We start from the raw sequence: 23,321 nt of genomic DNA on the forward strand, positions 1-23,321 counted from the left end.
CGTTACGCAAAGTGTTAAACAATTTACGCGACGTTAAGCGGCAGTATTCTACTCGTAGCGACCTGTTATCGCAAGACGGTTAACATTACGCCGGGTATTCAACCACCAGGCGACGAGGCGCGACGCGGCCTTCATCGTCAATTTCGCCCATACCGATAAACTTGCCGTTCTCACCTTCTGTAACGCGAACCAGTCCTTCCAGCGGCGCACCGGATGTACGAACCGGGTTACCATTTTTGAAGTAAACAGAAGACGTTAACGGAAGATTTACCACCGGGTAGTCCGAAGCAGGACTGTCCATTGGCATCAGTAATGGATCAAGTAACTCCGCGGCTGGAATATCCTGCTGTTCGGCTTGTTCAACCAGTTCACGCAGATGTTCCAGGGTCACCATCCGTTCAACCGGATATTTACTTACCGCCAGACGACGCAGGTAAATAACATGCGCGCCACAACCGAGTTTTTCGCCGAGATCGTCAATGATGGTGCGGATATAAGTGCCTTTTGAGCAGTGAATTTCCAGCTCCAGCTCATTGCCTTCGTGGCGAATAAACAGCAATTCATAAACGGTAATCGGGCGCGCTTCACGTGGAACTTCAATGCCCTGACGCGCGTATTCGTACAGTTTTTTGCCCTGATATTTCAGTGCTGAATACATCGAAGGGATCTGTTCGATATCGCCACGGAAGGTATCCAGCGCCGCCGCCAGTTGCTCTGCACTAAAGGTTACCGGACGTTCTTCAACGATTTGTCCGTCGGCATCAGAAGTATCGGTACGCTGCCCAAGACGCGCAATGACCCGATAGCGTTTGTCGGAGTCCAGCAGATACTGGGAAAACTTCGTCGCTTCCCCGAGGCAAATTGGCAACATGCCGGTCGCCAGCGGGTCCAGCGCACCGGTATGCCCGGCACGGTTGGCGTTATAAATCCGTTTCACTTTTTGCAGCGCATCGTTGCTGGACATCCCCTGCGGTTTATCCAGCAACAAAACGCCGTTAATGTCGCGACCGCGACGACGAGGACGACTCATTAGTCCTCCTTGCTGTCGTCCGGGTTAACACGACGTTCTTCGTCATGTTTGACCACGCTGGTCACCAGGTTTGACATGCGCATCCCTTCAACCAGAGAGTTGTCGTAGAAGAAGGTCAGTTCCGGCACGATACGCAGGCGCATCGCTTTCCCCAGCAGGCTGCGGATGAAACCAGAAGCTTCCTGCAACGCTTTGATGCCCGCTTTAACCGCGTCTTCATCTTTGTCGTTGAGGAACGTCACATATACTTTGGCATACGCCAGGTCGCGAGACATTTCGACACCGGAAACGGTGGTCATCATGCCCAGACGAGGATCTTTAATTTCACGCTGCAGGATGAGAGCGATCTCTTTTTGCATTTCCTGCGCTACGCGCTGCGGGCGACCAAATTCTTTCGCCATAATAAATTCTCCTGACAAAAAAGGGGCTGTTAGCCCCTTTTTAAAATTAATTTCAGGTGGAAGGGCTGTTCACGTTGGCCTGATAAGACGCGCCAGCGTCGCATCAGGCAATCCATGCCGGATGCGGCGTAAACGCCTTATCCCGCATGGAACCCTAAAAACCTTAAGCGATGGTACGTTGGATTTCGATGATTTCGAATACTTCGATCACATCGCCAGTGCGGACGTCGTTGTAGTTCTTAACGCCGATACCACATTCCATACCGTTACGGACTTCGTTAACGTCATCTTTGAAGCGGCGCAGGGACTCCAGCTCGCCTTCGTAGATAACCACGTTGTCGCGCAGAACGCGGATCGGGTTGTGACGTTTAACCACACCTTCGGTAACCATACAGCCTGCGATGGCACCAAATTTCGGTGATTTGAATACGTCACGAACTTCCGCCAGACCGATAATCTGTTGTTTCAGTTCCGGAGACAGCATACCGCTCATTGCCGCTTTCACTTCGTCGATCAGGTTATAGATGACGGAGTAGTAACGCAGATCCAGGCTTTCCGCTTCAATTACTTTACGTGCAGAGGCATCAGCACGTACGTTGAAGCCAACCAGGATGGCGTTGGACGCCGCAGCCAGGGTAGCGTCGGTTTCGGTGATACCACCTACGCCAGAACCGATGATCTTCACTTTAACTTCGTCAGTAGACAGTTTCAGCAAGGAGTCGGAGATAGCTTCCACAGAACCCTGTACGTCTGCCTTCAGGACGATATTCACTTCGTGAACTTCGCCTTCGGTCATGTTGGCGAACATGTTCTCGAGTTTAGATTTCTGCTGACGCGCCAGTTTAACTTCGCGGAATTTACCCTGACGATAGAGTGCAACTTCACGCGCTTTCTTCTCGTCACGTACAACGGTAACTTCATCACCCGCAGCCGGAACGCCGGACAGGCCGAGGATTTCCACCGGAATGGACGGACCCGCTTCCAGCACTTCCTGACCCAGTTCGTTACGCATCGCACGAACACGACCGTATTCGAAGCCACACAGAACGATATCGCCCTTGTGCAGAGTACCTTCACGTACCAGAACGGTAGCAACCGGACCACGACCTTTATCGAGGAAGGATTCGATAACCGCACCGCTCGCCATGCCTTTACGTACCGCTTTCAGTTCCAGAACTTCCGCCTGCAGCAGGATAGCGTCCAGCAGCTCATCGATACCAGTACCCGCTTTCGCAGACACATGTACGAACTGGCTTTCACCGCCCCACTCTTCCGGCAGGATGCCATACTGGGAGAGTTCGTTCTTAACACGATCCGGATCGGCTTCTGGTTTATCGATCTTGTTCACTGCAACGACCACCGGAACCTGCGCCGCTTTCGCGTGCTGGATTGCTTCGATGGTCTGCGGCATTACGCCGTCGTCGGCAGCAACAACCAGGACTACGATGTCCGTTGCCTGCGCACCACGAGCACGCATTGAAGTAAACGCGGCGTGCCCCGGGGTGTCCAGGAAGGTGATCATGCCGTTTTCAGTTTCAACGTGGTATGCACCAATGTGCTGGGTAATGCCGCCCGCTTCGCCAGAGGCCACTTTCGTTGAACGAATGTAGTCCAGCAGAGAGGTTTTACCGTGGTCAACGTGACCCATGATGGTCACAACCGGCGCGCGCGGTTCAGCCGCTGCACCCGTGTCACGGTCGCTCATTACCGCTTCTTCCAGCTCGTTTTCACGACGCAGGATAACTTTGTGGCCCATCTCTTCAGCAACCAGCTGTGCGGTTTCCTGATCGATAACCTGGTTGATGGTTGCCATTGCGCCCAGTTTCATCATCGCTTTGATGACCTGAGAGCCTTTAACCGCCATCTTGTTCGCCAGTTCGCCAACGGTGATGGTTTCACCGATCACAACGTCACGGTTAACGGCCTGAGCAGGCTTCTGGAAGCCTTGCTGCAGCGAAGAACCTTTACGTTTTCCGCCTTTACCGCCACGTACTGCTGCGCGTGCTTCTTCACGATCAGCTTTTGATTCAGCGTGTTTGTTGCCTTTCTTCGGACGCGCAGCTTTCGCGTTACGACCACGGCCACGGCCGCCTTCGACTTCACGATCGCTTTCGTCTTCTGCCTGGCGAGCATGTTGAGAAGTAGTGACGTGATAATCGCTGGAATCTTCAGTCGGTTCCGCGTTATCAGTCCATTTGTTTTCTTCCGCCATACGACGTGCTTCTTCAGCAACGCGACGTGCTTCTTCTTCGAGTTTACGACGCGCTTCTTCTTCGGCTTTACGCTTGAGCTCTGCAGCTTCCTGCTCACGGCGGGCTTTTTCAGCCTGGGCGTTTTTAGTCATATCGTCTTGTTGATTGCTCACTTTGTCTTTTTCCGCAGCTTCACGTTTCGCTTGTTCAGCAGCTTCACGCTTAGCTTGTTCTGCGGCCTCACGTTCAGCTTTTTGTTGCGCCTCACGTTTGGCCGATTCTTCTGCCTCACGACGGGCTTGCTCTTCCGCTTCACGCTGCGCTTGCTCTTCCGCAGCAAGGCGTTCAGCCTCTTGCGGATCGCGTTTCACAAAGGTGCGTTTCTTGCGGACTTCGATTTGTACCGATTTGCTTTTTCCACCGGTACCAGGAATGTTAAGGGTGCTGCGTGTTTTACGTTGCAGCGTCAATTTGTCCGGGCCTGAATTTTTCTGATTCAGGTGGTCAATCAAAGTCTGTTTCTCTTGTGCAGACACAGAGTCGTCAGCAGACTTCCGGATACCTGCATCAGCAAATTGCTGTACCAGGCGTTCCACGGAGGTCTGTCGCTCTGCGGCCAGCGTTTTAATCGTTACATCTGTCATGCTGTTCCTTCCTGCTACAGTTTATTACGCTTCGTCACCGAACCAGCAAATATTACGGGCAGCCATAATCAGTGCTCCGGCTTTTTCGTCGGTCAACCCTTCGATATCAGCCAGATCATCAATGCCCTGTTCGGCGAGATCTTCCAGCGTACAAACGCCACGGGCGGCCAGTTTGAATGCCAAATCACGATCTATCCCTTCAAGGTTCAGCAGATCGTCAGCCGGTTTGTTATCACCGAGGCTTTCTTCCTGGGCCTGTGCAATGGTGGCCAGTGCATTTTTAGCACGCTCGCGCAGTGCTTCAACGGTCGGCTCATCAAGGCCTTCGATTTCCAACAGCTCTTTCATCGGCACATAGGCCAGTTCTTCCAGCGTCGAGAAGCCTTCTTCTACCAGAACAGTCGCGAAGTCTTCGTCGATGTCGAGATATTTGGTGAAGGTGTCGATCGCTGCGTGCGCTTCCGCCTGATGCTTAGCCTGCAGGTCGTCAACGGTCATCACGTTGAGTTCCCAACCGCTCAGCTGCGAAGCCAGACGCACGTTCTGACCATTACGGCCAATCGCCTGCGCCAGGTTACCGGCTTCAACGGCGATATCCATGGTGTGTTTATCTTCATCCACCACGATAGAAGCAACGTCTGCCGGTGCCATTGCGTTAATCACGAACTGCGCCGGGTTATCATCCCACAGGACGATATCGATACGCTCGCCGCCCAGTTCAGTAGAAACCGCCTGAACACGCGCGCCACGCATACCTACGCAAGCACCTACCGGATCGATACGTTTATCGTTGGTTTTCACCGCGATTTTCGCACGAGAACCCGGATCGCGAGCCGCTGCTTTAATTTCAATCACTTCTTCGCCGATTTCCGGCACTTCAATGCGGAACAGTTCGATCAGCATTTCCGGCTTGGAACGGGTGACGAACAGTTGCGCGCCACGCGCTTCCGGGCGAACGGAATAGAGCACGCCACGAACGCGGTCGCCAGGACGGAAGTTTTCACGCGGCAGCATATCTTCGCGCAGGATCACGGCTTCAGCGTTGTTGCCCAGATCCAGAGAGATGTTGTCGCGGTTTACTTTTTTCACCACGCCGGTGATGATTTCACCTTCGTGTTCACGGAACTGATCAACCACCATCGCACGTTCGGCTTCACGCACTTTCTGCACGATAACCTGTTTTGCCGTCTGGGTAGTGATACGGTCAAAGGTAACAGACTCAATCTGATCTTCAACGTAATCGCCCAGGTTCAGGCTTTCATCTTCATAACGTGCTGCTTCAAGGGTGATTTCCTTGGTCGGCTGGGTGACTTCATCAACAACTAACCAGCGACGGAAGGTGTCAAAATCACCGCTTTTGCGATCGATCTGTACGCGGACGTCGATCTCTTGTTCATATTTTTTCTTTGTTGCTGTCGCCAGCGCGCTTTCCAATGCTTCGAAAATCTTCTCGCGAGGTAGCGCCTTTTCATTGGATACGGCTTCAACTACAGCCAAAATTTCTTTGTTCATCGCGGGCTTTTCACCTCATCCAGACTATTAAAAGTGGGGAACCAGGTTCGCCTTCTGGATATTACTCAGCGCGAACACTTCATCTTTACCTTCGACGGTAACTGTGATCATTTCACCGTCTACCGCTTTGATAACGCCCTGCCATTTACGACGGTTTTGTACCGCCATGCGGAGAACCAGAGTCACCTCTTCTCCGACGAAACGGGCGTAGTGTTCAGCCGTGAACAGTGGGCGATCGAGACCCGGTGAGGAGACTTCCAGGTTATAAGCAACGGTGATGGGATCTTCAACATCCAGCACAGCACTTACCTGGTGGCTCACATCAGCACAATCATCAACATTGATGCCATCTTCACTATCAATATAGATGCGCAGTGTGGATGTGCGACCGCGAATAAATTCGATGCCAACCAGTTCAAAACCCAGGGCCTCAACTGGCGCAGTAATCATCTCTGTTAATTTTTGCTCTAATGTGGACAAGCCCACCCCCAAGACATAAAAAAAGGGCCTAAAGCCCAGTTATTCTGTAGTCAGATAACAAAAAACCCCGATAAATCGGGGCTTTATATAACTGAACCCTATAACCGCAACTGCGGTCTGGAGCACTTTCCAGAAGGATTTTTTCAAATCCCACTACGAAGGCCGAAGTCTTCACAGTATATTTGAAAAAAGACTCTAAGGGAAAGTGGTTGCGGGGGCCGGATTTGAACCGACGACCTTCGGGTTATGAGCCCGACGAGCTACCAGGCTGCTCCACCCCGCGCCTGAAACGTGGCAAATTCTACTCGTTTTGGGTAAAAAATGCAAATACTGCTGGGATTTGGTGTACCGAGACGGGACGTAAAATCTGCAGGCATTATAGTGATCCATGCCACATTTTGTCAACGTTTATTGCTAATCACGTGAATGAATATCCAGTTCACTTTCATTTGTTGAATACTTTTGCCTTCTCCTGCTCTCCCTTAAGCGCATTATTTTACAAAAAACACACTAAACTCTTCCTGTCTCCGATAAAAGATGATTAAATGAAAACTCATTTATTTTGCATAAAAATTCAGTGAGAGCGGAAATCCAGGCTCATCATCAGTTAATTAAGCAGGGTGTTATTTTATGACGACGATTCTCAAGCATCTCCCGGTAGGTCAACGTATTGGTATCGCTTTTTCCGGCGGTCTGGACACCAGTGCCGCACTGCTGTGGATGCGACAAAAGGGAGCGGTTCCTTATGCATATACTGCAAATCTGGGCCAGCCAGACGAAGAGGATTATGATGCGATCCCTCGTCGTGCCATGGAATACGGCGCGGAGAACGCACGTCTGATCGACTGCCGCAAACAACTGGTGGCCGAAGGTATTGCCGCTATTCAGTGTGGCGCATTTCATAACACCACTGGCGGCCTGACCTATTTCAACACGACGCCGCTGGGCCGCGCCGTGACCGGCACCATGCTGGTTGCTGCTATGAAAGAAGATGGCGTGAATATCTGGGGTGACGGCAGCACCTATAAAGGAAACGATATCGAACGTTTCTACCGTTACGGTCTGCTGACCAATGCTGAACTGCAGATTTACAAACCGTGGCTTGATACTGACTTTATTGATGAACTGGGCGGTCGTCATGAAATGTCTGAATTTATGATTGCCTGCGGTTTCGACTACAAAATGTCTGTCGAAAAAGCCTACTCCACGGACTCCAACATGCTTGGTGCAACGCATGAAGCGAAGGATCTGGAATACCTCAACTCCAGCGTCAAAATCGTCAACCCCATTATGGGCGTGAAGTTCTGGGATGAGAGCGTGAAGATCCCGGCAGAAGAAGTCACAGTACGCTTTGAGCAAGGTCATCCAGTGGCGCTGAACGGTAAAACCTTTAGCGACGACATAGAAATGATGCTGGAAGCTAACCGCATCGGCGGTCGTCACGGCCTGGGCATGAGCGACCAGATTGAAAACCGTATCATCGAAGCGAAAAGCCGTGGTATTTACGAGGCTCCGGGGATGGCGCTGCTGCACATTGCGTATGAACGCCTGTTGACCGGTATTCACAACGAAGACACCATTGAGCAGTATCACGCGCATGGTCGTCAGTTGGGCCGTCTGCTGTACCAGGGGCGTTGGTTTGACTCCCAGGCGCTGATGCTGCGTGACTCTCTGCAACGCTGGGTTGCCAGCCAGATCACTGGTGAAGTTACCCTGGAGCTGCGCCGTGGGAACGATTATTCAATCCTGAATACCGTCTCAGAGAACCTGACCTACAAGCCAGAGCGTCTGACGATGGAAAAAGGCGACTCGGTGTTCTCGCCAGATGATCGTATCGGTCAACTGACCATGCGCAACCTGGATATCACCGATACCCGCGAGAAACTTTTCGGTTATGCCAAAACTGGCCTCCTCTCCTCCTCTGCCGCTTCGGGCGTGCCGCAGGTGGAGAATCTGGAAAATAAAGGCCAGTAATTCGACATCAACCCTGCCCTTCAGGGGTGGGGTTACCTTGCTTATCCTCAGTAAACTCCTTTCTTAGCATCACAAAATCGAAAACATCATGGTTTGCATCTACAACCCGTGAGTCTCCTTTATAGTGTGCAATCACTTCCTCAAGCGTTTGCGGCTGTTCCGGCTTTGTTACCCCCATCCACGCATTAATAAGGTAATTATTGTACGCAGTGGAAAAGATATCGTTTTCCGTTGTGCGATCCACGCCATCCCCAAGAACGGGGCTATACCAGATAAACATCGGGACATGATATGCCTGCTGGCTGGCCTCCCTGCCTCCATGAAAATAGACGTTCTTCTTCGTAGGGTCGCGTTCCAGGCCGTGGTCGGCAAAATACATGACCGAGGCGCGGCGATCTTTTAATAATTCAAAAACCTGACCTAGCAAACTATCTGTGTAATGAATGGAGTTGTCATAGCAGGCATCCTGATCGTCCTGCGGTTGAAACACGGCGCTGGATTGCGGATAGGCGCTACAAGCCGGTTCATGGCTTCCATTTAAATGAAGAACAATCAGTTTCTTTTGCTGCGTATTTTGCTGTAATGCTTGCGATAAATGCGGCAACAACAATTCATCAAATCCTCTGACATAAACTGTTTCCATGGCGCGCATGGCGATACTGGTAACTGCTGTACCATTCTGCCGAAAAGCGGATTGCGAACTTAGCCAGAAAGTCTGAAATCCTGCCTGATTAGCCATATTAATAATGTTGTCGGGGTAATTATGAATGTCATGACTCAAAACAGAATCAGCAGTTAAAGAAAGGGGAACCGACAGCGCAGTGTAAGGTGCACCGCTTATTGCTTGATTAAACAGTTTGATCTGTTTTCTTTGTGCTTCGACTTGCGGTGTCGTAGAGCGTGTATATCCATACAAAGACATATTGTCGACACGTACAGACTCCCCCACAATCAACACGTAGGTATCAATACCTGTATCCCTGACTGATAGTTGAAAATACGGCACCGTGTTTGCAATTGAGAGTAATCTTTGATGCTCTTTCGCTGCTAAAGCAAAATAATTGAGATTGAAAAACGGCGTATAGGTAGCAAATCGCGACGCTAGTATATATGGACTGAACGCCTCTTTATTTTTTGCATCTTTATAAGCAAATTGACAAGCGGAAAATAAACTTCCCGAAATGACAATCAGCAATAATATTCCTGTCACTTTTTTTGTCGGCAAGGAAACATTATATTTTATTATTACTGCAAAAAAAAGAAGGGATAAAAAGGCAAAAGCACATAGATAAGGGATATACATTCCCAGCATTTTGACAACTTCATCCGGATCACTCTGCAGCACACTAATCGCAAATCCATCATTGAAAGTTGTACCAAAGGTACACCATGAATAGAGGCTAATACTCATATCTGCCGCTGTCAGTAACACAAATGGTGCGGCAACAAGCAGGCGAAGCGGAAGGGATGATATACGTTTAACAACCAGGATGGTCAGAACGAAAAACAGCAATCGCTGAACCATATGCGCTCCGGAAGAGGCGACTAAGTTCGTAATACCAAAAACAATAACACAAAGATACAACAACCAATGAGATTTAAAACTTCTAACAAATTTGTTGAATACTGTCATCCAGAAATCCAAGTTCACAACCAATATAAACAATTATCAACAATGTTCAATTTTATATCAGACATGTTTTTCAACTCTGATCCATATCAGACCGAAACACTGTTAGTTTTTTCTTTTTAAATGATGCGGCCATTGTTCTCAGTAATTAAATAACATTATCAATGCGTCTCTAAACATTACGCAGAACGTAGCCATCAGTAGTTATACTGACAGGAGCAGGATGGTTTATCGAGAAGTAAACATATCCGTATTCGTACCGGAACTGGAGTTGACACAATAAAGTGCCAATTATGTCAGCAGAAGGGAAAAGTTTATAACTAAGGCGTACCGGCACCATCGTTTCAAAGTACCAGCTACGAGTAAAGCAACTGGACGAGATACAGATACCTGACAACCATTCCTCAGACCAGGACCAAAACGAAAAAAGACGCTTTTCAGCGTCTCTTTTCTGGAATTTGGTACCGAGGACGGGACTTGAACCCGTAAGCCCTATTGGGCACTACCACCTCAAGGTAGCGTGTCTACCAATTCCACCACCTCGGCACGGATACTACTTTTTAGTTCGGGATATCGCTGGTCGGCTTAGCCGGAGCAGCTGGCTGAGTTTGTTCGGTTTTCGCCGGCGCACTCAGGTTTTCCCATTCGCTACCTTTATTGGTTTTATTGCTATTGATGTTACCCAGCACCAGACTGATGATGAAGAATAACGTTGCCAGCAGCGCCGTCATGCGGGTCATGAAGTTACCAGAACCACTTGAACCAAACAGCGTAGCGGAAGCGCCTGCTCCGAAGGAGGCTCCCATATCAGCGCCTTTACCTTGCTGCAGCATGATCAGACCAACAAGGCCAATTGCCACAATAAGGAAAACTACTAAAAGAGCTTCGTACATAATCAACCTGTTCCTTGCGGAGTTGCCGCGTACCAATGCTTCAACCAATAAAGCGGGAGTTTTTAATCTTTCCCACTGAAGCGGGTGTGAATACTAACCAAAGCGAATGACCTTCGCAAGGGCAATTTTATTGCATTGTATCAACTGCGGAAAAAAACAGCAAAACCGATGTGTTCGCTGAGAAAAAAGGCGACAATCGCCGCCTTTTTAGCCAGTTATCTAACGCTTTAAACGGCTTTTACTGCATCGGCGATGCGGTGTGCAAATTCAGTCACCTGCGCTTCGTCTTCGCCTTCCACCATCACGCGAATTAACGGTTCGGTGCCGGATTTACGCAACAGCACACGTCCACGGCTACCCAGCGCCGCTTCAACTTCTGCGGTCACAGCTTTGACTGATTCATGCTCCAGCGGATCGCCGCTACCTGCGGTGTAACGCACGTTAACCAGAATCTGCGGGAACATTTTCATGCCGCTGCAAAGGTCGTGCAGGCTCATATGGTTACGCGCCATCGCCGCCAGCACCTGCAAGCCAGCAACGATACCGTCACCGGTAGTGGTTTTATCCAGCAGGATCACATGACCGGAGTTCTCTGCACCGATACGCCAGCCTTTCTCCTGCATTTTTTCCAGTACGTAGCGGTCACCCACTTTCGCGCGCGCAAATGGAATACCTAACTGTTTCAGCGCCAGTTCAAGCCCCATGTTGCTCATCAATGTACCCACCGCGCCACCACGCAGCTGGCCCTGACGAAGACCTTCACGCGCGATGATATACATGATCTGATCGCCATCGACTTTATTGCCTTCATGGTCAACCATAATCACGCGATCGCCGTCGCCGTCGAAGGCAATACCGAGATCCGCTTTTTCAGCCAGCACACGAGCCTGGAGCGCGCGAACGTCGGTAGCCCCCACTTCAGCATTGATGTTCACACCGTTCGGCTCACAACCGATAGCGATAACGTTCGCCCCCAGTTCACGCAGCACGTTCGGCGCGATGTGATAAGTCGCACCATTTGCACAATCCACCACAATCTTCAGTTCACTGAGGCTAAGTTCGTTCGGGAACGTGGCTTTGCAAAACTCGATATAGCGACCCGCAGCATCAACGATACGGCTGGCTTTACCCAGTTCTGCCGAATCAACACAGCTGATCTCTTTTTCCATTTCCGCTTCGATGGCCTCTTCTACCGCATCCGGCAGTTTGGTGCCGTCGATAGAGAAGAATTTAATGCCGTTATCGTAGAACGGGTTATGCGATGCAGATATCACAATCCCAGCCTCTGCGCGGAAAGTACGCGTCAGATAAGCCACGGCCGGTGTTGGCATCGGGCCAGTGAAGAGTGCGGAAAGGCCCGCAGCCGCCAGACCCGCTTCCAGTGCTGACTCCAGCATATAGCCAGAAATACGCGTGTCTTTACCAATAATGATCTTACGGGAGCCGTGGCGCGCCAGCACTTTACCCGCTGCCCAACCCAGCTTAAGCACAAAATCAGGTGTGATCGGCGCATCCCCTACACGACCACGAATCCCATCGGTACCGAAATATTTACGATTACTCATAGCGTTTGTTTTCCTTTGCAGACAGAGTGGCTTCCACCACCCGCATCGCTTCTACGGTTTCTTTGACGTCATGAACACGAATGATGTGCGCGCCTTGCATTGCGGCAATGACCGCACAGGCCAGACTACCGCTCAGGCGCTCGGACGGCCCCACGTTCAGCAGTTGCCCAATCATCGATTTTCGTGACATACCCACCAACAGCGGCAGGTTGAAATGGTGAAATTCAGCCAGGCGCGCCAGTAATGAATAGTTATGGGAGAGATTTTTACCGAAACCGAATCCGGGGTCGAGCAACAATTTCTCTTTTGCGATACCCGCCTGCTCGCAACGTGCTATTTGCTCAATAAAGTAGCGATTCACTTCCGCAAAGACATCGTCATACTTCGGGGCTTCCTGCATGGTTTTTGGATTTCCCTGCATATGCATCAGACAAACCGGTAAACCGGTTTCTGCAGCCGCCTCCAGAGCGCCAGGTTCGGAAAGGGAGCGGATATCGTTAATAATGTGAGCGCCAACTTTCGCTGACTCACGGATGACTTCTGGTTTGGATGTATCTACCGAGATCCAGACTTCGAAGCGTTGAGCAATTGCCTCAACCACAGGAATAACACGTTGCAACTCTTCTTCAACGCTAACTTCCGCCGCTCCTGGGCGCGTGGACTCGCCACCAACGTCAATGATCGTCGCGCCAGCGTTGATCATCAGATTCGCATGTTTCACCGCATCTATCAGCGAGTTATGCGTGCCGCCATCCGAAAAGGAATCAGGCGTGACGTTGAGGATCCCCATTACGTGAGGATGGCTAAGGTCCAGTGAAGTGCCTTGGGCAAAGAGTTTCATGGTGTTATCCCTGGTATGAATTGATAAGAAAAAACCCCGGAGCACGCCCCGGGGTTTTCGGTACAAATACAGTCATCTGATGCGGGAACTTACTTGTCGCCTAACTGCTCTGACATGGTGTTACCCGGGTTCGGCGTACGCGGTTCATCAACCGGACGTGGAGCCTTTGGACTACCATTGTCGCCAGAATTGTTAGAAGCGCCTGGTTCTTCCCAGCCCGCTGGCGGACGTACATCGCGACGTGCCATCAGGTCATCAATCTGCGGTGCGTCGATAGTCTCATATTTCATGAGAGCATCTTTCATCGCATGCAGAATATCCATATTGTCGGTCAGAAGCTGACGCGCACGATTATAGTTACGCTCAATCAGTGCTTTTACTTCCTGGTCGATGATACGTGCAGTTTCATCAGACATATGTTTCGCTTTCGCTACGCTACGGCCGAGGAACACTTCACCTTCTTCTTCTGCGTACAGCAGTGGACCCAATTTCTCAGAGAAGCCCCACTGAGTCACCATGTTACGTGCCAGGTTGGTCGCAACTTTAATATCGTTGGACGCACCGGTAGAAACATGTTCCGGCCCGTAGATGATCTCTTCTGCCAGACGACCACCGTACAGCGTAGAAATCTGGCTTTCCAGTTTCTGACGGCTGGCGCTGATTGCGTCGCCCTCAGGCAAGAAGAAAGTCACACCCAGCGCACGACCGCGTGGGATAATCGTCACTTTGTGCACCGGATCGTGTTCCGGCACCAGGCGACCGATAATCGCATGACCCGCTTCGTGGTAAGCCGTTGATTCTTTCTGCGCTTCCGTCATCACCATGGAGCGACGTTCCGCACCCATCATGATTTTGTCTTTCGCTTTCTCGAACTCAACCATCGACACAACGCGTTTGTTGCCACGAGCAGCGAACAGTGCCGCTTCGTTCACCAGGTTCGCCAGGTCAGCACCGGAGAAACCAGGAGTACCACGGGCAATGATTGCCGCGTCGATATCGGGAGCCAATGGTACGCGACGCATGTGAACTTTCAGGATCTGCTCACGACCGCGAACATCTGGCAAGCCAACCACAACCTGACGGTCGAAACGGCCAGGACGCAGCAGGGCCGGGTCGAGAACGTCCGGACGGTTAGTTGCGGCGATAACGATGATACCTTCGTTACCTTCGAAGCCATCCATCTCAACCAGCATCTGGTTCAAAGTCTGTTCACGTTCATCGTGACCACCGCCCAGACCTGCGCCACGCTGGCGGCCTACGGCGTCGATTTCATCGATAAAGATGATGCACGGTGCCGCTTTCTTCGCCTGTTCGAACATATCACGAACACGGGATGCACCCACACCGACGAACATTTCTACGAAGTCAGAACCGGAGATAGTAAAGAACGGAACTTTTGCTTCGCCTGCAATCGCTTTCGCCAGCAGCGTTTTACCGGTACCCGGAGGACCGACCATCAGGACGCCTTTCGGGATCTTACCGCCGAGTTTCTGGAAGCGGCTCGGCTCGCGCAGATACTCAACCAGTTCAGCAACTTCTTCTTTTGCTTCGTCGCAGCCCGCAACGTCAGCAAAGGTCGTTTTGATCTGATCTTCCGTCAGCATGCGCGCTTTGCTCTTACCAAACGACATGGCACCTTTGCCACCGCCGCCCTGCATTTGACGCATGAAGAAGATCCAGACACCAATCAGCAACAGCATCGGGAACCAGGAGATGAAGATAGAAGCCAGCAGGCTTGGTTCTTCAGGCGGTTCACCGACAACCTTGACGTTCTTGGTCAACAGGTTATCCAGTAATTTCGGATCCTGAACCGGAATGTAAGTGGTATAACGGTTACTATCTTTCTTGGTAACGTTGATTTCACGTCCGTTGATACGCGCTTCACGAACCTGGTCGTTATTGACCTCTTGTAGGAAGGTAGAGTAATCCACCTTACGGCCATTAGACTCGCTGGGCCCAAAGCTCTGGAATACTGACATCAGCACAACGGCAATGACCAGCCAGAGTATTAGGTTTTTCGCCATGTCACTCAAGGGATTAACCTCTTATTACAACTGTGTTAAAAACAGCGTCAGGATACTCTATATCCAGCATCTTTCAAACTTTCGTCTGAAATCTCCCGGTTAGGGTTTACGCCCGGTCGCTACAATATACACTTCCCGCGAACGTGCACGAGAAGAGTCCGGCTTACGAACTTTGACCTTCGTAAACAGGGAGCGAATTTCCCTTAGATACTCATCGAAACCTTCGCCCTGGAACACCTTCACAACAAAACTGCCACCTGGCGCTAATACATCACGACACATTTCTAGCGCCAGTTCCACCAGATACATGGCACGGGGGATATCCACCGCCGGTGTTCCGCTCATGTTTGGTGCCATATCGGACATGACAACCTGGACTTTGCTGTCGCCAACGCGCTCCAGCAGTGCTTTCATCACCAGTTCATCACGAAAATCGCCCTGAAGAAAGTCCACACCAACGATAGGATCCATAGGTAAAAGATCGCAAGCGATGATGCGGCCTTTGCCGCCAATTTGGGTGACCACATATTGTGACCAACCACCCGGAGCAGCACCAAGGTCGACAACCGTCATTCCCGGTTTAAAGAGTTTGTCACTTTGCTGTATTTCATCAAGTTTAAACCAGGCACGGGAACGTAACCCCTTTTTCTGTGCCTGTTGAACATATTTATCGCTAAAGTGTTCCTGAAGCCAGCGGCTGGAGCTGGCAGAACGCTTCTTACCTGTCATTTAACTTTCCCATTGGGATAACTCATCGTAACCAATTGCGTAAATTTTTACGCGCCTATTTGGTGATATATGGGAGATGGCGGTAGAATGACCCGTTTTCAATCCCAACGTAAGCAAAAAATACGATGAATCTGAGTACTAAACAAAAACAGCACCTGAAAGGTCTGGCACATCCGCTCAAGCCAGTTGTTCTGCTTGGCAGTAATGGTTTGACCGAAGGGGTGCTGGCCGAGATTGAACAAGCGTTAGAGCACCATGAACTCATCAAGGTGAAAATCGCCACCGAAGATCGCGAAACTAAAACCTTGATCGTGGAAGCTATCGTGCGCGAAACCGGCGCCTGTAATGTACAGGTCATCGGTAAAACGCTGGTGCTTTATCGCCCAACTAAAGAACGTAAAATCTCGCTGCCACGCTAAGATTATCCTAAAGTTACACACATTTGCTGTGTAAAACGAGGGGTTTCCCGCAGGCAGGAGAGCAAAATGCCACGCTCTGTTCGTTGATAAAAGGCCGCATAGCGGCCTTTTTCCTTTCTTTACAATACATCAACATCTTGAGTATTGGGTAATTCTTACAGGTATTCCACCTTAATTACTTCAAATTCTACTTCGCCGCCCGGCGTTTTGATGACCACAACATCATCTTCTTCTTTGCCGATCAGGCCACGAGCAATAGGCGAGTTTACAGAAATCAGGTTTTGTTTAAAGTCAGCTTCGTCATCGCCAACGATGCGATAAGTCTGTTCTTCGTCAGAATCGAGATTCAGCACCGTTACGGTAGCACCAAAAATAACGCGCCCATTGTTGGGCATTTTGGTGACATCAATCACCTGCGCGTTCGACAGCTTGGCTTCGATGTCTTTGATACGGCCTTCGCAGAAGCCCTGCTGTTCACGAGCTGCGTGGTATTCGGCGTTTTCTTTCAGGTCGCCATGCTCACGCGCTTCCGCGATAGCAGCAATGATTTCAGGACGGCGCACAGATTTCAGAAAATCCAGCTCTTCGCGTAATTTTTCAGCGCCGCGTAAGGTCATCGGAATAGCTTGCATTTGTTATACCTCTTGAATATTCCTGATGGGGCAAGTCTTCACCCACCCCGGCTGTTCGGCCTGCCCGGCATAACTCCTCACCGGGACCAGAAGCAAAAAAATACCGACCCGGGTACAGGTCCCAGGTCAGCTACAATTCACATTTTGATAGTCATTTTACCCTGAAGTTCCCGAAGGGTCATCGTTTACTTTATAGGGCGTTGCGCCGTAGTATGACGGCTCGATTCCAGGTTGTTAGCGCGAGATTATGCGATTTTCCAGATTTATCATCGGATTGACCAGCTGTATAGCGTTCAGTGTTCAGGCCGCAAATGTTGATGAGTACATTACTCAACTCCCCGCTGGTGCCAACCTTGCCCTGATGGTGCAAAAAGTCGGCGCGTCGGCCCCCGCTATTGATTACCACAGTCAGCAGATGGCGCTGCCCGCCAGCACGCAGAAAGTGATTACTGCGCTGGCGGCGTTGATTCAACTCGGCCCCGATTTTCGTTTTACCACGACGCTTGAAACCAAAGGTAATGTGGAAAACGGTGTACTTAAGGGTGACTTAGTAGCGCGATTTGGTGCCGATCCGACGTTAAAACGTCAGGATATTCGCAATATGGTCGCGACTTTGAAAAAATCTGGCGTCAACCAAATCGATGGCAATGTGTTGATAGATACCTCCATTTTCGCCAGCCACGATAAAGCCCCCGGCTGGCCATGGAATGACATGACACAATGCTTTAGCGCTCCGCCTGCCGCCGCCATAGTTGACCGCAACTGTTTCTCCGTCTCGCTCTATAGTGCCCCAAAACCTGGTGATATGGCTTTTATACGCGTGGCATCTTATTACCCCGTTACGATGTTCAGCCAGGTACGCACCCTCCCCCGTGGTTCTGCCGAAGCGCAATACTGCGAGCTGGATGTGGTGCCAGGCGACCTGAACCGCTTTACGCTGACCGGATGCCTGCCACAACGTTCTGAGCCGCTCCCGTTGGCTTTTGCCGTGCAGGATGGTGCCAGCTATGCTGGAGCAATTCTGAAAGATGAGTTAAAACAGGCAGGTATCACCTGGAGCGGAACACTGCTACGCCAGACTCAGGTTAACGAACCTGGAACGGTAGTTGCCAGTAAACAGTCGGCCCCGCTGCACGATCTGCTTAAGATTATGCTGAAAAAGTCGGACAACATGATTGCCGATACGGTTTTCCGCATGATCGGCCATGCGCGCTTCAATGTGCCTGGAACATGGCGGGCCGGGTCGGACGCCGTGCGTCAGATCCTGCGCCAGCAAGCCGGTGTCGATATTGGTAACACCATTATTGCCGATGGTTCAGGGCTTTCGCGGCATAACCTGATTGCCCCCGCCACCATGATGCAGGTGCTGCAATACATAGCCCAACACGACAATGAACTTAACTTTATCTCTATGCTGCCGCTGGCGGGCTATGACGGCTCTTTGCAGTACCGTGCAGGTCTGCATCAGGCGGGCGTGGATGGCAAAGTCTCAGCGAAAACCGGCTCGTTGCAGGGGGTATATAACCTGGCGGGATTCATTACCACGGCGAGCGGGCAACGAATGGCGTTTGTACAATATCTTTCTGGCTATGCAGTAGAACCGGCGGATCAGCGTAATCGCCGTATTCCGTTGGTACGTTTTGAAAGCCGTTTGTATAAAGATATTTACCAGAACAATTAGTCTAAAGAGAAACCCCGGCGCATGGCCGGGGTTTTGCTGATTAACGCTTGTAAATGAACTCAACGCCTTCTTCGTCGTCTTCGTCCCAGTCGTCATCCCAGTCTTCATCATCCTCTTCAGCAATCTCTTCAAGCTGCTGACGGTGATAATCATCCCACATGAATTCGACTTTCTCTGGCTGTTTCGCTTCTTCAGCCTGCACGACCGGGTTTTCAATGATAAAGGTCATCACATCCCAGCAGAGATCTTTCACGCCCAGTCCGCTCGCCGCAGAGATCAGATAATATTTATCTTCCCAGCCCAGCGCTTCAGCGATCGCTTTCGCTTTCTCTTCGGCTTCTGCCTTATCCAGCAGATCGATCTTGTTGAAGACTAACCAACGCGGTTTCGCCGCCAGATCCTGGCTGTATTTTTCCAGCTCGCTGATAATAATACGCGCGTTTTCAACCGGATCGGTGCCGTCAATCGGATCGATATCGATGAGGTGCAACAGAACGCGGCAACGTTCCAGGTGCTTCAGGAAGCGAATGCCCAGACCTGCGCCTTCTGCAGCGCCTTCAATCAGCCCTGGAATATCGGCAACAACGAAGCTCTTTTCGTTGTCCATTCGCACCACGCCCAGGCTTGGTACCAGAGTGGTAAACGGATAATCCGCCACTTTCGGTTTAGCCGCCGATACCGCACGAATAAAGGTCGATTTACCCGCGTTTGGCATCCCCAACATACCGACGTCAGCCAGCAGCATCAGCTCCAGCAGCAGCTCACGCTTATCGCCCGGCGTGCCGTTGGTTTTCTGCCGTGGCGTACGGTTAACGGACGATTTGAAGCGGGTATTGCCCAGACCGTGCCAGCCGCCCTTGGCAACCAGCAGACGCTGACCGTGTTTGGTCATATCGCCCATGGTTTCACCGGTACCCTGATCGATAACACGCGTACCTACCGGTACTTTAATCGTTACGTCTTTACCGCGCTTACCGGTACAGTCGCGGCTTGCACCGTTCTGACCGCGCTCTGCACGGAAAGATTTTTCAAAACGATAATCGATAAGCGTGTTCAGGTTCTCGTCGGCTTCCATCCATACGTCACCACCGTCACCGCCGTCGCCGCCATCCGGGCCGCCTTTCGGAATATACTTTTCACGGCGGAAGCTCACGCAACCATTACCGCCATCACCTGCAACGACCAGAATCGATGCTTCATCAACAAACTTCATTTTATTCTCCGTAAATCATTCGCCTGCGCGGGGTTGCGATACCACCGTTGTATGCTTACGTAATCCACCCCAAATACGATGACCAATGGCGGAATACATCGCGCCCGCAACCACGACAAACGCACCGAGATAACCTAAAAGGTTTAACATCGGTCTGGCGAAGAAATCGGGCCAGGCCAGTGATAAAAGATCTGAAAAAAACAGCGTAAACAGTGGGGTGAGCGTGATGATCGCGCTCACCTGCGCTGCCTGCCAGCGAGCCATCGCTTCCGCCAGGGCGCCATATCCTACCAATGTATTCAGTCCGCAAAAAATTAAACATGCGAGCTGCCAGTGGCTAAGCTGCGCTATCACTCCAGGCTTTGCCAGAGGGAAGAGCGCAATTGTACATAAAGTGTACAGTAAAAACAGGATCTGCGGTGAGGCCAGCCGACGCAATAAAACCTTTTGCGCCACGCCATAACTCACCCACACCGTCGCCGCACCGACCCCAAAGATTACTCCCCAGGTGTAATCGGTGAGCTTTGTAAATATCTCGACCAGACTGGTGTTAAAAAACATCACCAGGCCGCTCAGGAGCATCAATGCCCCTACAACCTGAGTGCTGCGCATTTTCTCTTTCAGGATAAATACGCTGGCAACCATCATGCCAACTGGCGAGAGTTGCCCAATCACCTGCGAAGCGGTCGGACTCAGGTATTGCAAGGATGAGCTGAACAGGATGAAGTTCCCAAACAGCCCGGCGGTCGCCACTGCCAACAAAATCAACCAGCGTGGCTTACGAAACACGCGTAATGGCGGCAACCTCTTCTTCACCGCAAGAATGGCACCAAGGCCAATACTCGCCATCAAGAAACGGTAAAACACGATTGTCGGAGGTTCCATCACCTCCAGCACCTGCTTCATTGCGATTGGCAACGCCCCCCAGCAAATTGCTGTGGTGAGCGCCAAAAGAATGCCAATGCCTGCCTGCTGCTTCATACCGTATTCCCTGCAAAGCGCATTTGCGGATTAACGTCGCACCATGCGCATTTTTACCGGTTATCGAATGTAAAAAGCCCCGCAACGTGTTGCGGGGCTTTCATCCGTTACCGGGACGCGAAAAACTTATTCAGCTTCGATGCTGATAAATTTACGGTTTTTCGGGCCTTTAACTTCGAATTTCACTTTACCGTCTGCTTTAGCAAACAGAGTGTGGTCACGACCGCAACCTACGTTAGCGCCAGCGTGGAATTTGGTACCACGTTGACGAACGATGATGCTACCCGCCAGAACGGATTCGCCACCGAAACGCTTAACGCCCAGGCGTTTAGCTTCTGAATCGCGACCGTTACGTGTGGAGCCGCCAGCCTTTTTATGTGCCATTTGAAATCTCTCCTCAGGTCTTAGGCGCTGATGCCAGTAATTTTCACATCAGTGAACCACTGACGATGGCCCTGCTGCTTACGATAGTGTTTACGACGACGAAACTTAACGATTTTAACTTTCTCGCCACGACCGTGAGCAACAACTTCAGCTTTGATTACGCCGCCATCAACGAAAGGAACGCCGATTTTGACTTCTTCACCGTTTGCGATCATCAGCACTTCAGCGAACTCAACAGTTTCGCCAGTTGCGATGTCCAGCTTTTCCAGGCGAACGGTCTGACCTTCGCTTACTCGGTGTTGTTTACCACCACTTTGGAAAACCGCGTACATATAAAACTCCGCTTCCGCGCACACCTTTTCAATGATTCAGAGTGCGCTATAAATATTCACAATAGGGCGCGAATATTACGCAAAACGCACGCCTTTGACAAGTGCTACAGTCAATACACGAAGAAAAAAAACACAACTTGTACGGTAACGTTTATCTGTGCCATTTTTTCAGTACAATCACCCTATATTCCTAACCATAAACCCTAAGTTGCCTTTGTTCACAGTAAGGTAATCGGGGCGAAAAGCCCGGCTTTTGCGATGAATTTAGAAAAAATCAATGAGTTAACCGCGCAAGATATGGCGGGTGTTAATGCGGCAATCCTTGAGCAGCTTAATTCCGACGTCCAACTGATCAATCAGTTAGGCTATTACATCGTCAGCGGCGGCGGTAAACGTATTCGTCCGATGATTGCTGTACTGGCTGCACGAGCTGTTGGCTATGAGGGAAATGCGCATGTCACCATTGCTGCCCTGATCGAGTTTATCCACACGGCGACTCTGCTGCACGACGACGTTGTGGATGAATCAGATATGCGCAGGGGTAAAGCTACCGCCAACGCCGCATTTGGCAATGCCGCCAGCGTGCTGGTAGGCGATTTTATTTATACCCGCGCGTTCCAGATGATGACCAGCCTCGGTTCGCTCAAAGTGCTGGAAGTCATGTCAGAAGCCGTAAACGTCATCGCAGAAGGTGAAGTTCTGCAACTGATGAACGTTAACGATCCGGACATCACTGAAGAAAACTACATGCGCGTTATCTATAGCAAAACCGCGCGTCTGTTTGAGGCTGCCGCGCAGTGTTCCGGGATTCTGGCTGGCTGTACGCCGGAGGAGGAGAAAGGCCTGCAGGATTATGGGCGCTATCTCGGCACTGCTTTCCAGTTGATCGACGATTTACTCGATTACAATGCCGATGGCGAACAGTTAGGTAAAAACGTCGGCGACGATCTGAACGAAGGTAAACCGACGCTGCCGCTGCTGCATGCAATGCATCATGGCACACCAGAACAGGCACAGATGATTCGTACCGCCATCGAACAGGGTAACGGTCGCCATCTTCTGGAACCGGTTCTGGAAGCAATGAACGCTTGTGGATCTCTTGAATGGACGCGTCAGCGTGCTGAGGAAGAAGCAGACAAAGCCATCGCAGCGTTACAGGTGCTCCCGGACACCCCTTGGCGAGAAGCACTCATCGGCCTCGCGCACATCGCTGTTCAACGCGATCGTTAATCCCCTCCCCTCATCCCGCGCAGCGCGCGGGATGATTCCAGTAAATTCCATAAAAACACTTATTCAGCTCTATAACACCTGAAAAATAGGGCTGTACATCTTTATATATTCTGAATATTCACACTCTTTACAGGAACTTTTTAGAGCAATAGGCCATCAGGAGTATAGTGATGCTCGACAGAAGAAGTGTTCTGAATGAAAGCGACTAACTTAAGGAGTGAGGAAAGATGGAAAGTAATTTCATTGACTGGCATCCCGCTGACATCATTGCGGGTTTGCGCAAGAAGGGAACGTCAATGGCGGCGGAATCTCGCAGAAATGGTTTGAGTTCCTCAACGCTGGCGAACGCATTATCGCGCCCCTGGCCGAAAGGAGAGATGATTATTGCGAAAGCCCTGGGAACTGACCCCTGGATTATCTGGCCATCTCGCTACCATGATCCGCAGACCCATGAGTTTATCGACAGAACGCAGTTGATGCGTAGCTACACTAAACCGAAAAAATGAGTGGTCTGGCGGTAGCCCCGCGAACGGG

21 protein-coding genes and 2 tRNA genes are annotated in these 23,321 nt (G+C 50.8%); 5 read left to right on the top strand and 18 right to left on the bottom strand.

Going from position 1 to position 23,321, the window contains the following annotated elements:
• Positions 1–85: 85 nt before the first annotated feature.
• The 6 genes from truB to ACJHYW_RS05640 form a co-directional block, all read right to left on the bottom strand.
• Positions 86–1,030, bottom strand: coding sequence for a tRNA pseudouridine(55) synthase TruB (gene truB / locus ACJHYW_RS05615; RefSeq protein WP_000089698.1), 945 nt, complete (start codon positions 1,028–1,030; stop codon positions 86–88).
• Positions 1,030–1,431 carry a 30S ribosome-binding factor RbfA gene (rbfA, locus tag ACJHYW_RS05620; RefSeq protein WP_001040205.1) on the bottom strand — a complete coding sequence of 134 codons (402 nt, stop codon included), beginning with the start codon at positions 1,429–1,431 and terminating at the stop codon, positions 1,030–1,032. Before rbfA ends, truB begins: the two co-directional genes overlap by 1 nt.
• Positions 1,432–1,594: 163 nt before the next feature.
• The gene (gene infB, locus ACJHYW_RS05625; protein ID WP_000133044.1) at positions 1,595–4,267 is read right to left on the bottom strand and encodes a translation initiation factor IF-2; all 2,673 of its coding nucleotides are present in this window, start codon (positions 4,265–4,267) and stop codon (positions 1,595–1,597) included.
• 24 nt (positions 4,268–4,291) lie between these two features.
• A complete protein-coding gene (gene nusA, locus ACJHYW_RS05630) occupies positions 4,292–5,779 on the bottom strand; it encodes a transcription termination factor NusA (RefSeq protein ID WP_001031055.1) in 1,488 nt (495 codons plus the stop codon).
• A gap of 27 nt (positions 5,780–5,806) precedes the next feature.
• Positions 5,807–6,259, bottom strand: a complete 453-nt coding sequence (gene rimP, locus ACJHYW_RS05635) for a ribosome maturation factor RimP (protein ID WP_001300397.1) — start codon at positions 6,257–6,259, stop codon at positions 5,807–5,809.
• A 206-nt stretch (positions 6,260–6,465) separates the two neighbouring features.
• Positions 6,466–6,542, bottom strand: a tRNA-Met gene (locus ACJHYW_RS05640).
• A 347-nt stretch (positions 6,543–6,889) separates the two neighbouring features.
• Here ACJHYW_RS05640 and argG point away from each other — a divergent pair.
• A complete protein-coding gene (argG, locus tag ACJHYW_RS05645) occupies positions 6,890–8,233 on the top strand; it encodes an argininosuccinate synthase (RefSeq protein WP_000207669.1) in 1,344 nt (447 codons plus the stop codon).
• Positions 8,234–8,240: 7 nt separating this feature from the next.
• Here the strand turns inward: argG and ACJHYW_RS05650 are convergent, their stop codons facing one another.
• The 7 genes from ACJHYW_RS05650 to rlmE all read right to left on the bottom strand — a co-directional run bounded on the left by ACJHYW_RS05650 (position 8,241) and on the right by rlmE (position 15,915).
• Entirely contained in the window at positions 8,241–9,866 is a 1,626-nt protein-coding gene (locus tag ACJHYW_RS05650; protein WP_072275278.1) for a phosphoethanolamine transferase, read from the bottom strand.
• 456 nt (positions 9,867–10,322) lie between these two features.
• Positions 10,323–10,409: transfer RNA gene (locus ACJHYW_RS05655), tRNA-Leu, on the bottom strand.
• A 14-nt stretch (positions 10,410–10,423) separates the two neighbouring features.
• Positions 10,424–10,756, bottom strand: a complete 333-nt coding sequence (gene secG / locus ACJHYW_RS05660) for a preprotein translocase subunit SecG (protein WP_001295556.1) — start codon at positions 10,754–10,756, stop codon at positions 10,424–10,426.
• 227 nt (positions 10,757–10,983) lie between these two features.
• The gene (glmM, locus tag ACJHYW_RS05665) at positions 10,984–12,321 is read right to left on the bottom strand and encodes a phosphoglucosamine mutase (protein WP_000071137.1); all 1,338 of its coding nucleotides are present in this window, start codon (positions 12,319–12,321) and stop codon (positions 10,984–10,986) included.
• Complete coding sequence (gene folP, locus ACJHYW_RS05670) at positions 12,314–13,162, bottom strand: dihydropteroate synthase (protein ID WP_000764731.1); 849 nt, start codon at positions 13,160–13,162, stop codon at positions 12,314–12,316. The genes glmM and folP overlap by 8 nt, the downstream gene beginning before the upstream one ends.
• 89 nt (positions 13,163–13,251) lie before the next feature.
• The gene (ftsH, locus tag ACJHYW_RS05675; protein WP_001107467.1) at positions 13,252–15,186 is read right to left on the bottom strand and encodes an ATP-dependent zinc metalloprotease FtsH; all 1,935 of its coding nucleotides are present in this window, start codon (positions 15,184–15,186) and stop codon (positions 13,252–13,254) included.
• Between the two features lie 99 nt (positions 15,187–15,285).
• A complete protein-coding gene (gene rlmE, locus ACJHYW_RS05680) occupies positions 15,286–15,915 on the bottom strand; it encodes a 23S rRNA (uridine(2552)-2'-O)-methyltransferase RlmE (protein ID WP_000145975.1) in 630 nt (209 codons plus the stop codon).
• 125 nt (positions 15,916–16,040) lie between these two features.
• On the opposite strand from rlmE, the gene yhbY reads away from it, so the two are divergent.
• On the top strand, positions 16,041–16,334 hold the full coding sequence (yhbY, locus tag ACJHYW_RS05685) for a ribosome assembly RNA-binding protein YhbY (protein WP_001054420.1): 294 nt from the start codon (positions 16,041–16,043) through the stop codon (positions 16,332–16,334).
• Positions 16,335–16,489: 155 nt separating this feature from the next.
• Here yhbY and greA read toward each other — a convergent pair whose 3' ends face one another.
• Positions 16,490–16,966: a transcription elongation factor GreA gene (greA, locus tag ACJHYW_RS05690; RefSeq protein WP_001148001.1), complete on the bottom strand. Its 477-nt coding sequence runs from the start codon at positions 16,964–16,966 to the stop codon at positions 16,490–16,492.
• Between the two features lie 247 nt (positions 16,967–17,213).
• On the opposite strand from greA, the gene dacB reads away from it, so the two are divergent.
• Positions 17,214–18,647: a serine-type D-Ala-D-Ala carboxypeptidase gene (gene dacB, locus ACJHYW_RS05695; RefSeq protein ID WP_001212619.1), complete on the top strand. Its 1,434-nt coding sequence runs from the start codon at positions 17,214–17,216 to the stop codon at positions 18,645–18,647.
• Between the two features lie 40 nt (positions 18,648–18,687).
• On the opposite strand, the gene cgtA is transcribed toward dacB, so the two are convergent.
• The 4 genes from cgtA to rplU form a co-directional block, all read right to left on the bottom strand.
• Positions 18,688–19,860: an Obg family GTPase CgtA gene (gene cgtA / locus ACJHYW_RS05700; RefSeq protein WP_000673561.1), complete on the bottom strand. Its 1,173-nt coding sequence runs from the start codon at positions 19,858–19,860 to the stop codon at positions 18,688–18,690.
• Positions 19,861–19,875: 15 nt separating this feature from the next.
• A complete protein-coding gene (locus ACJHYW_RS05705; RefSeq protein ID WP_000813037.1) occupies positions 19,876–20,841 on the bottom strand; it encodes a DMT family transporter in 966 nt (321 codons plus the stop codon).
• Positions 20,842–20,967: 126 nt separating this feature from the next.
• The gene (rpmA, locus tag ACJHYW_RS05710) at positions 20,968–21,225 is read right to left on the bottom strand and encodes a 50S ribosomal protein L27 (protein WP_000940595.1); all 258 of its coding nucleotides are present in this window, start codon (positions 21,223–21,225) and stop codon (positions 20,968–20,970) included.
• Between the two features lie 20 nt (positions 21,226–21,245).
• Positions 21,246–21,557 carry a 50S ribosomal protein L21 gene (gene rplU / locus ACJHYW_RS05715; protein ID WP_000271401.1) on the bottom strand — a complete coding sequence of 104 codons (312 nt, stop codon included), beginning with the start codon at positions 21,555–21,557 and terminating at the stop codon, positions 21,246–21,248.
• A gap of 258 nt (positions 21,558–21,815) precedes the next feature.
• Here rplU and ispB point away from each other — a divergent pair, with 258 nt between their 5' ends.
• Both ispB and sfsB read left to right on the top strand, forming a co-directional pair.
• A complete protein-coding gene (gene ispB, locus ACJHYW_RS05720; RefSeq protein WP_001047336.1) occupies positions 21,816–22,787 on the top strand; it encodes an octaprenyl diphosphate synthase in 972 nt (323 codons plus the stop codon).
• Positions 22,788–23,014: 227 nt separating this feature from the next.
• The gene (sfsB, locus tag ACJHYW_RS05725; protein ID WP_000445407.1) at positions 23,015–23,293 is read left to right on the top strand and encodes a DNA-binding transcriptional regulator SfsB; all 279 of its coding nucleotides are present in this window, start codon (positions 23,015–23,017) and stop codon (positions 23,291–23,293) included.
• Positions 23,294–23,321 lie beyond the last annotated feature (28 nt).

The organism is Escherichia sp. WS3063, assembly GCF_046486595.1.
Taxonomy (GTDB): Bacteria; Pseudomonadota; Gammaproteobacteria; order Enterobacterales; family Enterobacteriaceae; genus Escherichia; species Escherichia coli.

Excerpts from the sequence above, each read along its gene's own strand:
- truB (WP_000089698.1), bottom strand. The coding sequence starts at position 1,030 with ATGAGTCGTCCTCGTCGTCGCGGTCGCGACATTAACGGCGTTTTGTTG.
- rbfA (WP_001040205.1), bottom strand. The coding sequence starts at position 1,431 with ATGGCGAAAGAATTTGGTCGCCCGCAGCGCGTAGCGCAGGAAATGCAA.
- infB (WP_000133044.1), bottom strand. The coding sequence starts at position 4,267 with ATGACAGATGTAACGATTAAAACGCTGGCCGCAGAGCGACAGACCTCC.
- nusA (WP_001031055.1), bottom strand. The coding sequence starts at position 5,779 with ATGAACAAAGAAATTTTGGCTGTAGTTGAAGCCGTATCCAATGAAAAG.
- argG (WP_000207669.1), top strand. The coding sequence starts at position 6,890 with ATGACGACGATTCTCAAGCATCTCCCGGTAGGTCAACGTATTGGTATC.
- ACJHYW_RS05650 (WP_072275278.1), bottom strand. The coding sequence starts at position 9,866 with ATGACAGTATTCAACAAATTTGTTAGAAGTTTTAAATCTCATTGGTTG.
- secG (WP_001295556.1), bottom strand. The coding sequence starts at position 10,756 with ATGTACGAAGCTCTTTTAGTAGTTTTCCTTATTGTGGCAATTGGCCTT.
- glmM (WP_000071137.1), bottom strand. The coding sequence starts at position 12,321 with ATGAGTAATCGTAAATATTTCGGTACCGATGGGATTCGTGGTCGTGTA.
- folP (WP_000764731.1), bottom strand. The coding sequence starts at position 13,162 with ATGAAACTCTTTGCCCAAGGCACTTCACTGGACCTTAGCCATCCTCAC.
- ftsH (WP_001107467.1), bottom strand. The coding sequence starts at position 15,186 with ATGGCGAAAAACCTAATACTCTGGCTGGTCATTGCCGTTGTGCTGATG.
- rlmE (WP_000145975.1), bottom strand. The coding sequence starts at position 15,915 with ATGACAGGTAAGAAGCGTTCTGCCAGCTCCAGCCGCTGGCTTCAGGAA.
- yhbY (WP_001054420.1), top strand. The coding sequence starts at position 16,041 with ATGAATCTGAGTACTAAACAAAAACAGCACCTGAAAGGTCTGGCACAT.
- greA (WP_001148001.1), bottom strand. The coding sequence starts at position 16,966 with ATGCAAGCTATTCCGATGACCTTACGCGGCGCTGAAAAATTACGCGAA.
- dacB (WP_001212619.1), top strand. The coding sequence starts at position 17,214 with ATGCGATTTTCCAGATTTATCATCGGATTGACCAGCTGTATAGCGTTC.
- cgtA (WP_000673561.1), bottom strand. The coding sequence starts at position 19,860 with ATGAAGTTTGTTGATGAAGCATCGATTCTGGTCGTTGCAGGTGATGGC.
- ACJHYW_RS05705 (WP_000813037.1), bottom strand. The coding sequence starts at position 20,841 with ATGAAGCAGCAGGCAGGCATTGGCATTCTTTTGGCGCTCACCACAGCA.
- rpmA (WP_000940595.1), bottom strand. The coding sequence starts at position 21,225 with ATGGCACATAAAAAGGCTGGCGGCTCCACACGTAACGGTCGCGATTCA.
- rplU (WP_000271401.1), bottom strand. The coding sequence starts at position 21,557 with ATGTACGCGGTTTTCCAAAGTGGTGGTAAACAACACCGAGTAAGCGAA.
- ispB (WP_001047336.1), top strand. The coding sequence starts at position 21,816 with ATGAATTTAGAAAAAATCAATGAGTTAACCGCGCAAGATATGGCGGGT.
- sfsB (WP_000445407.1), top strand. The coding sequence starts at position 23,015 with ATGGAAAGTAATTTCATTGACTGGCATCCCGCTGACATCATTGCGGGT.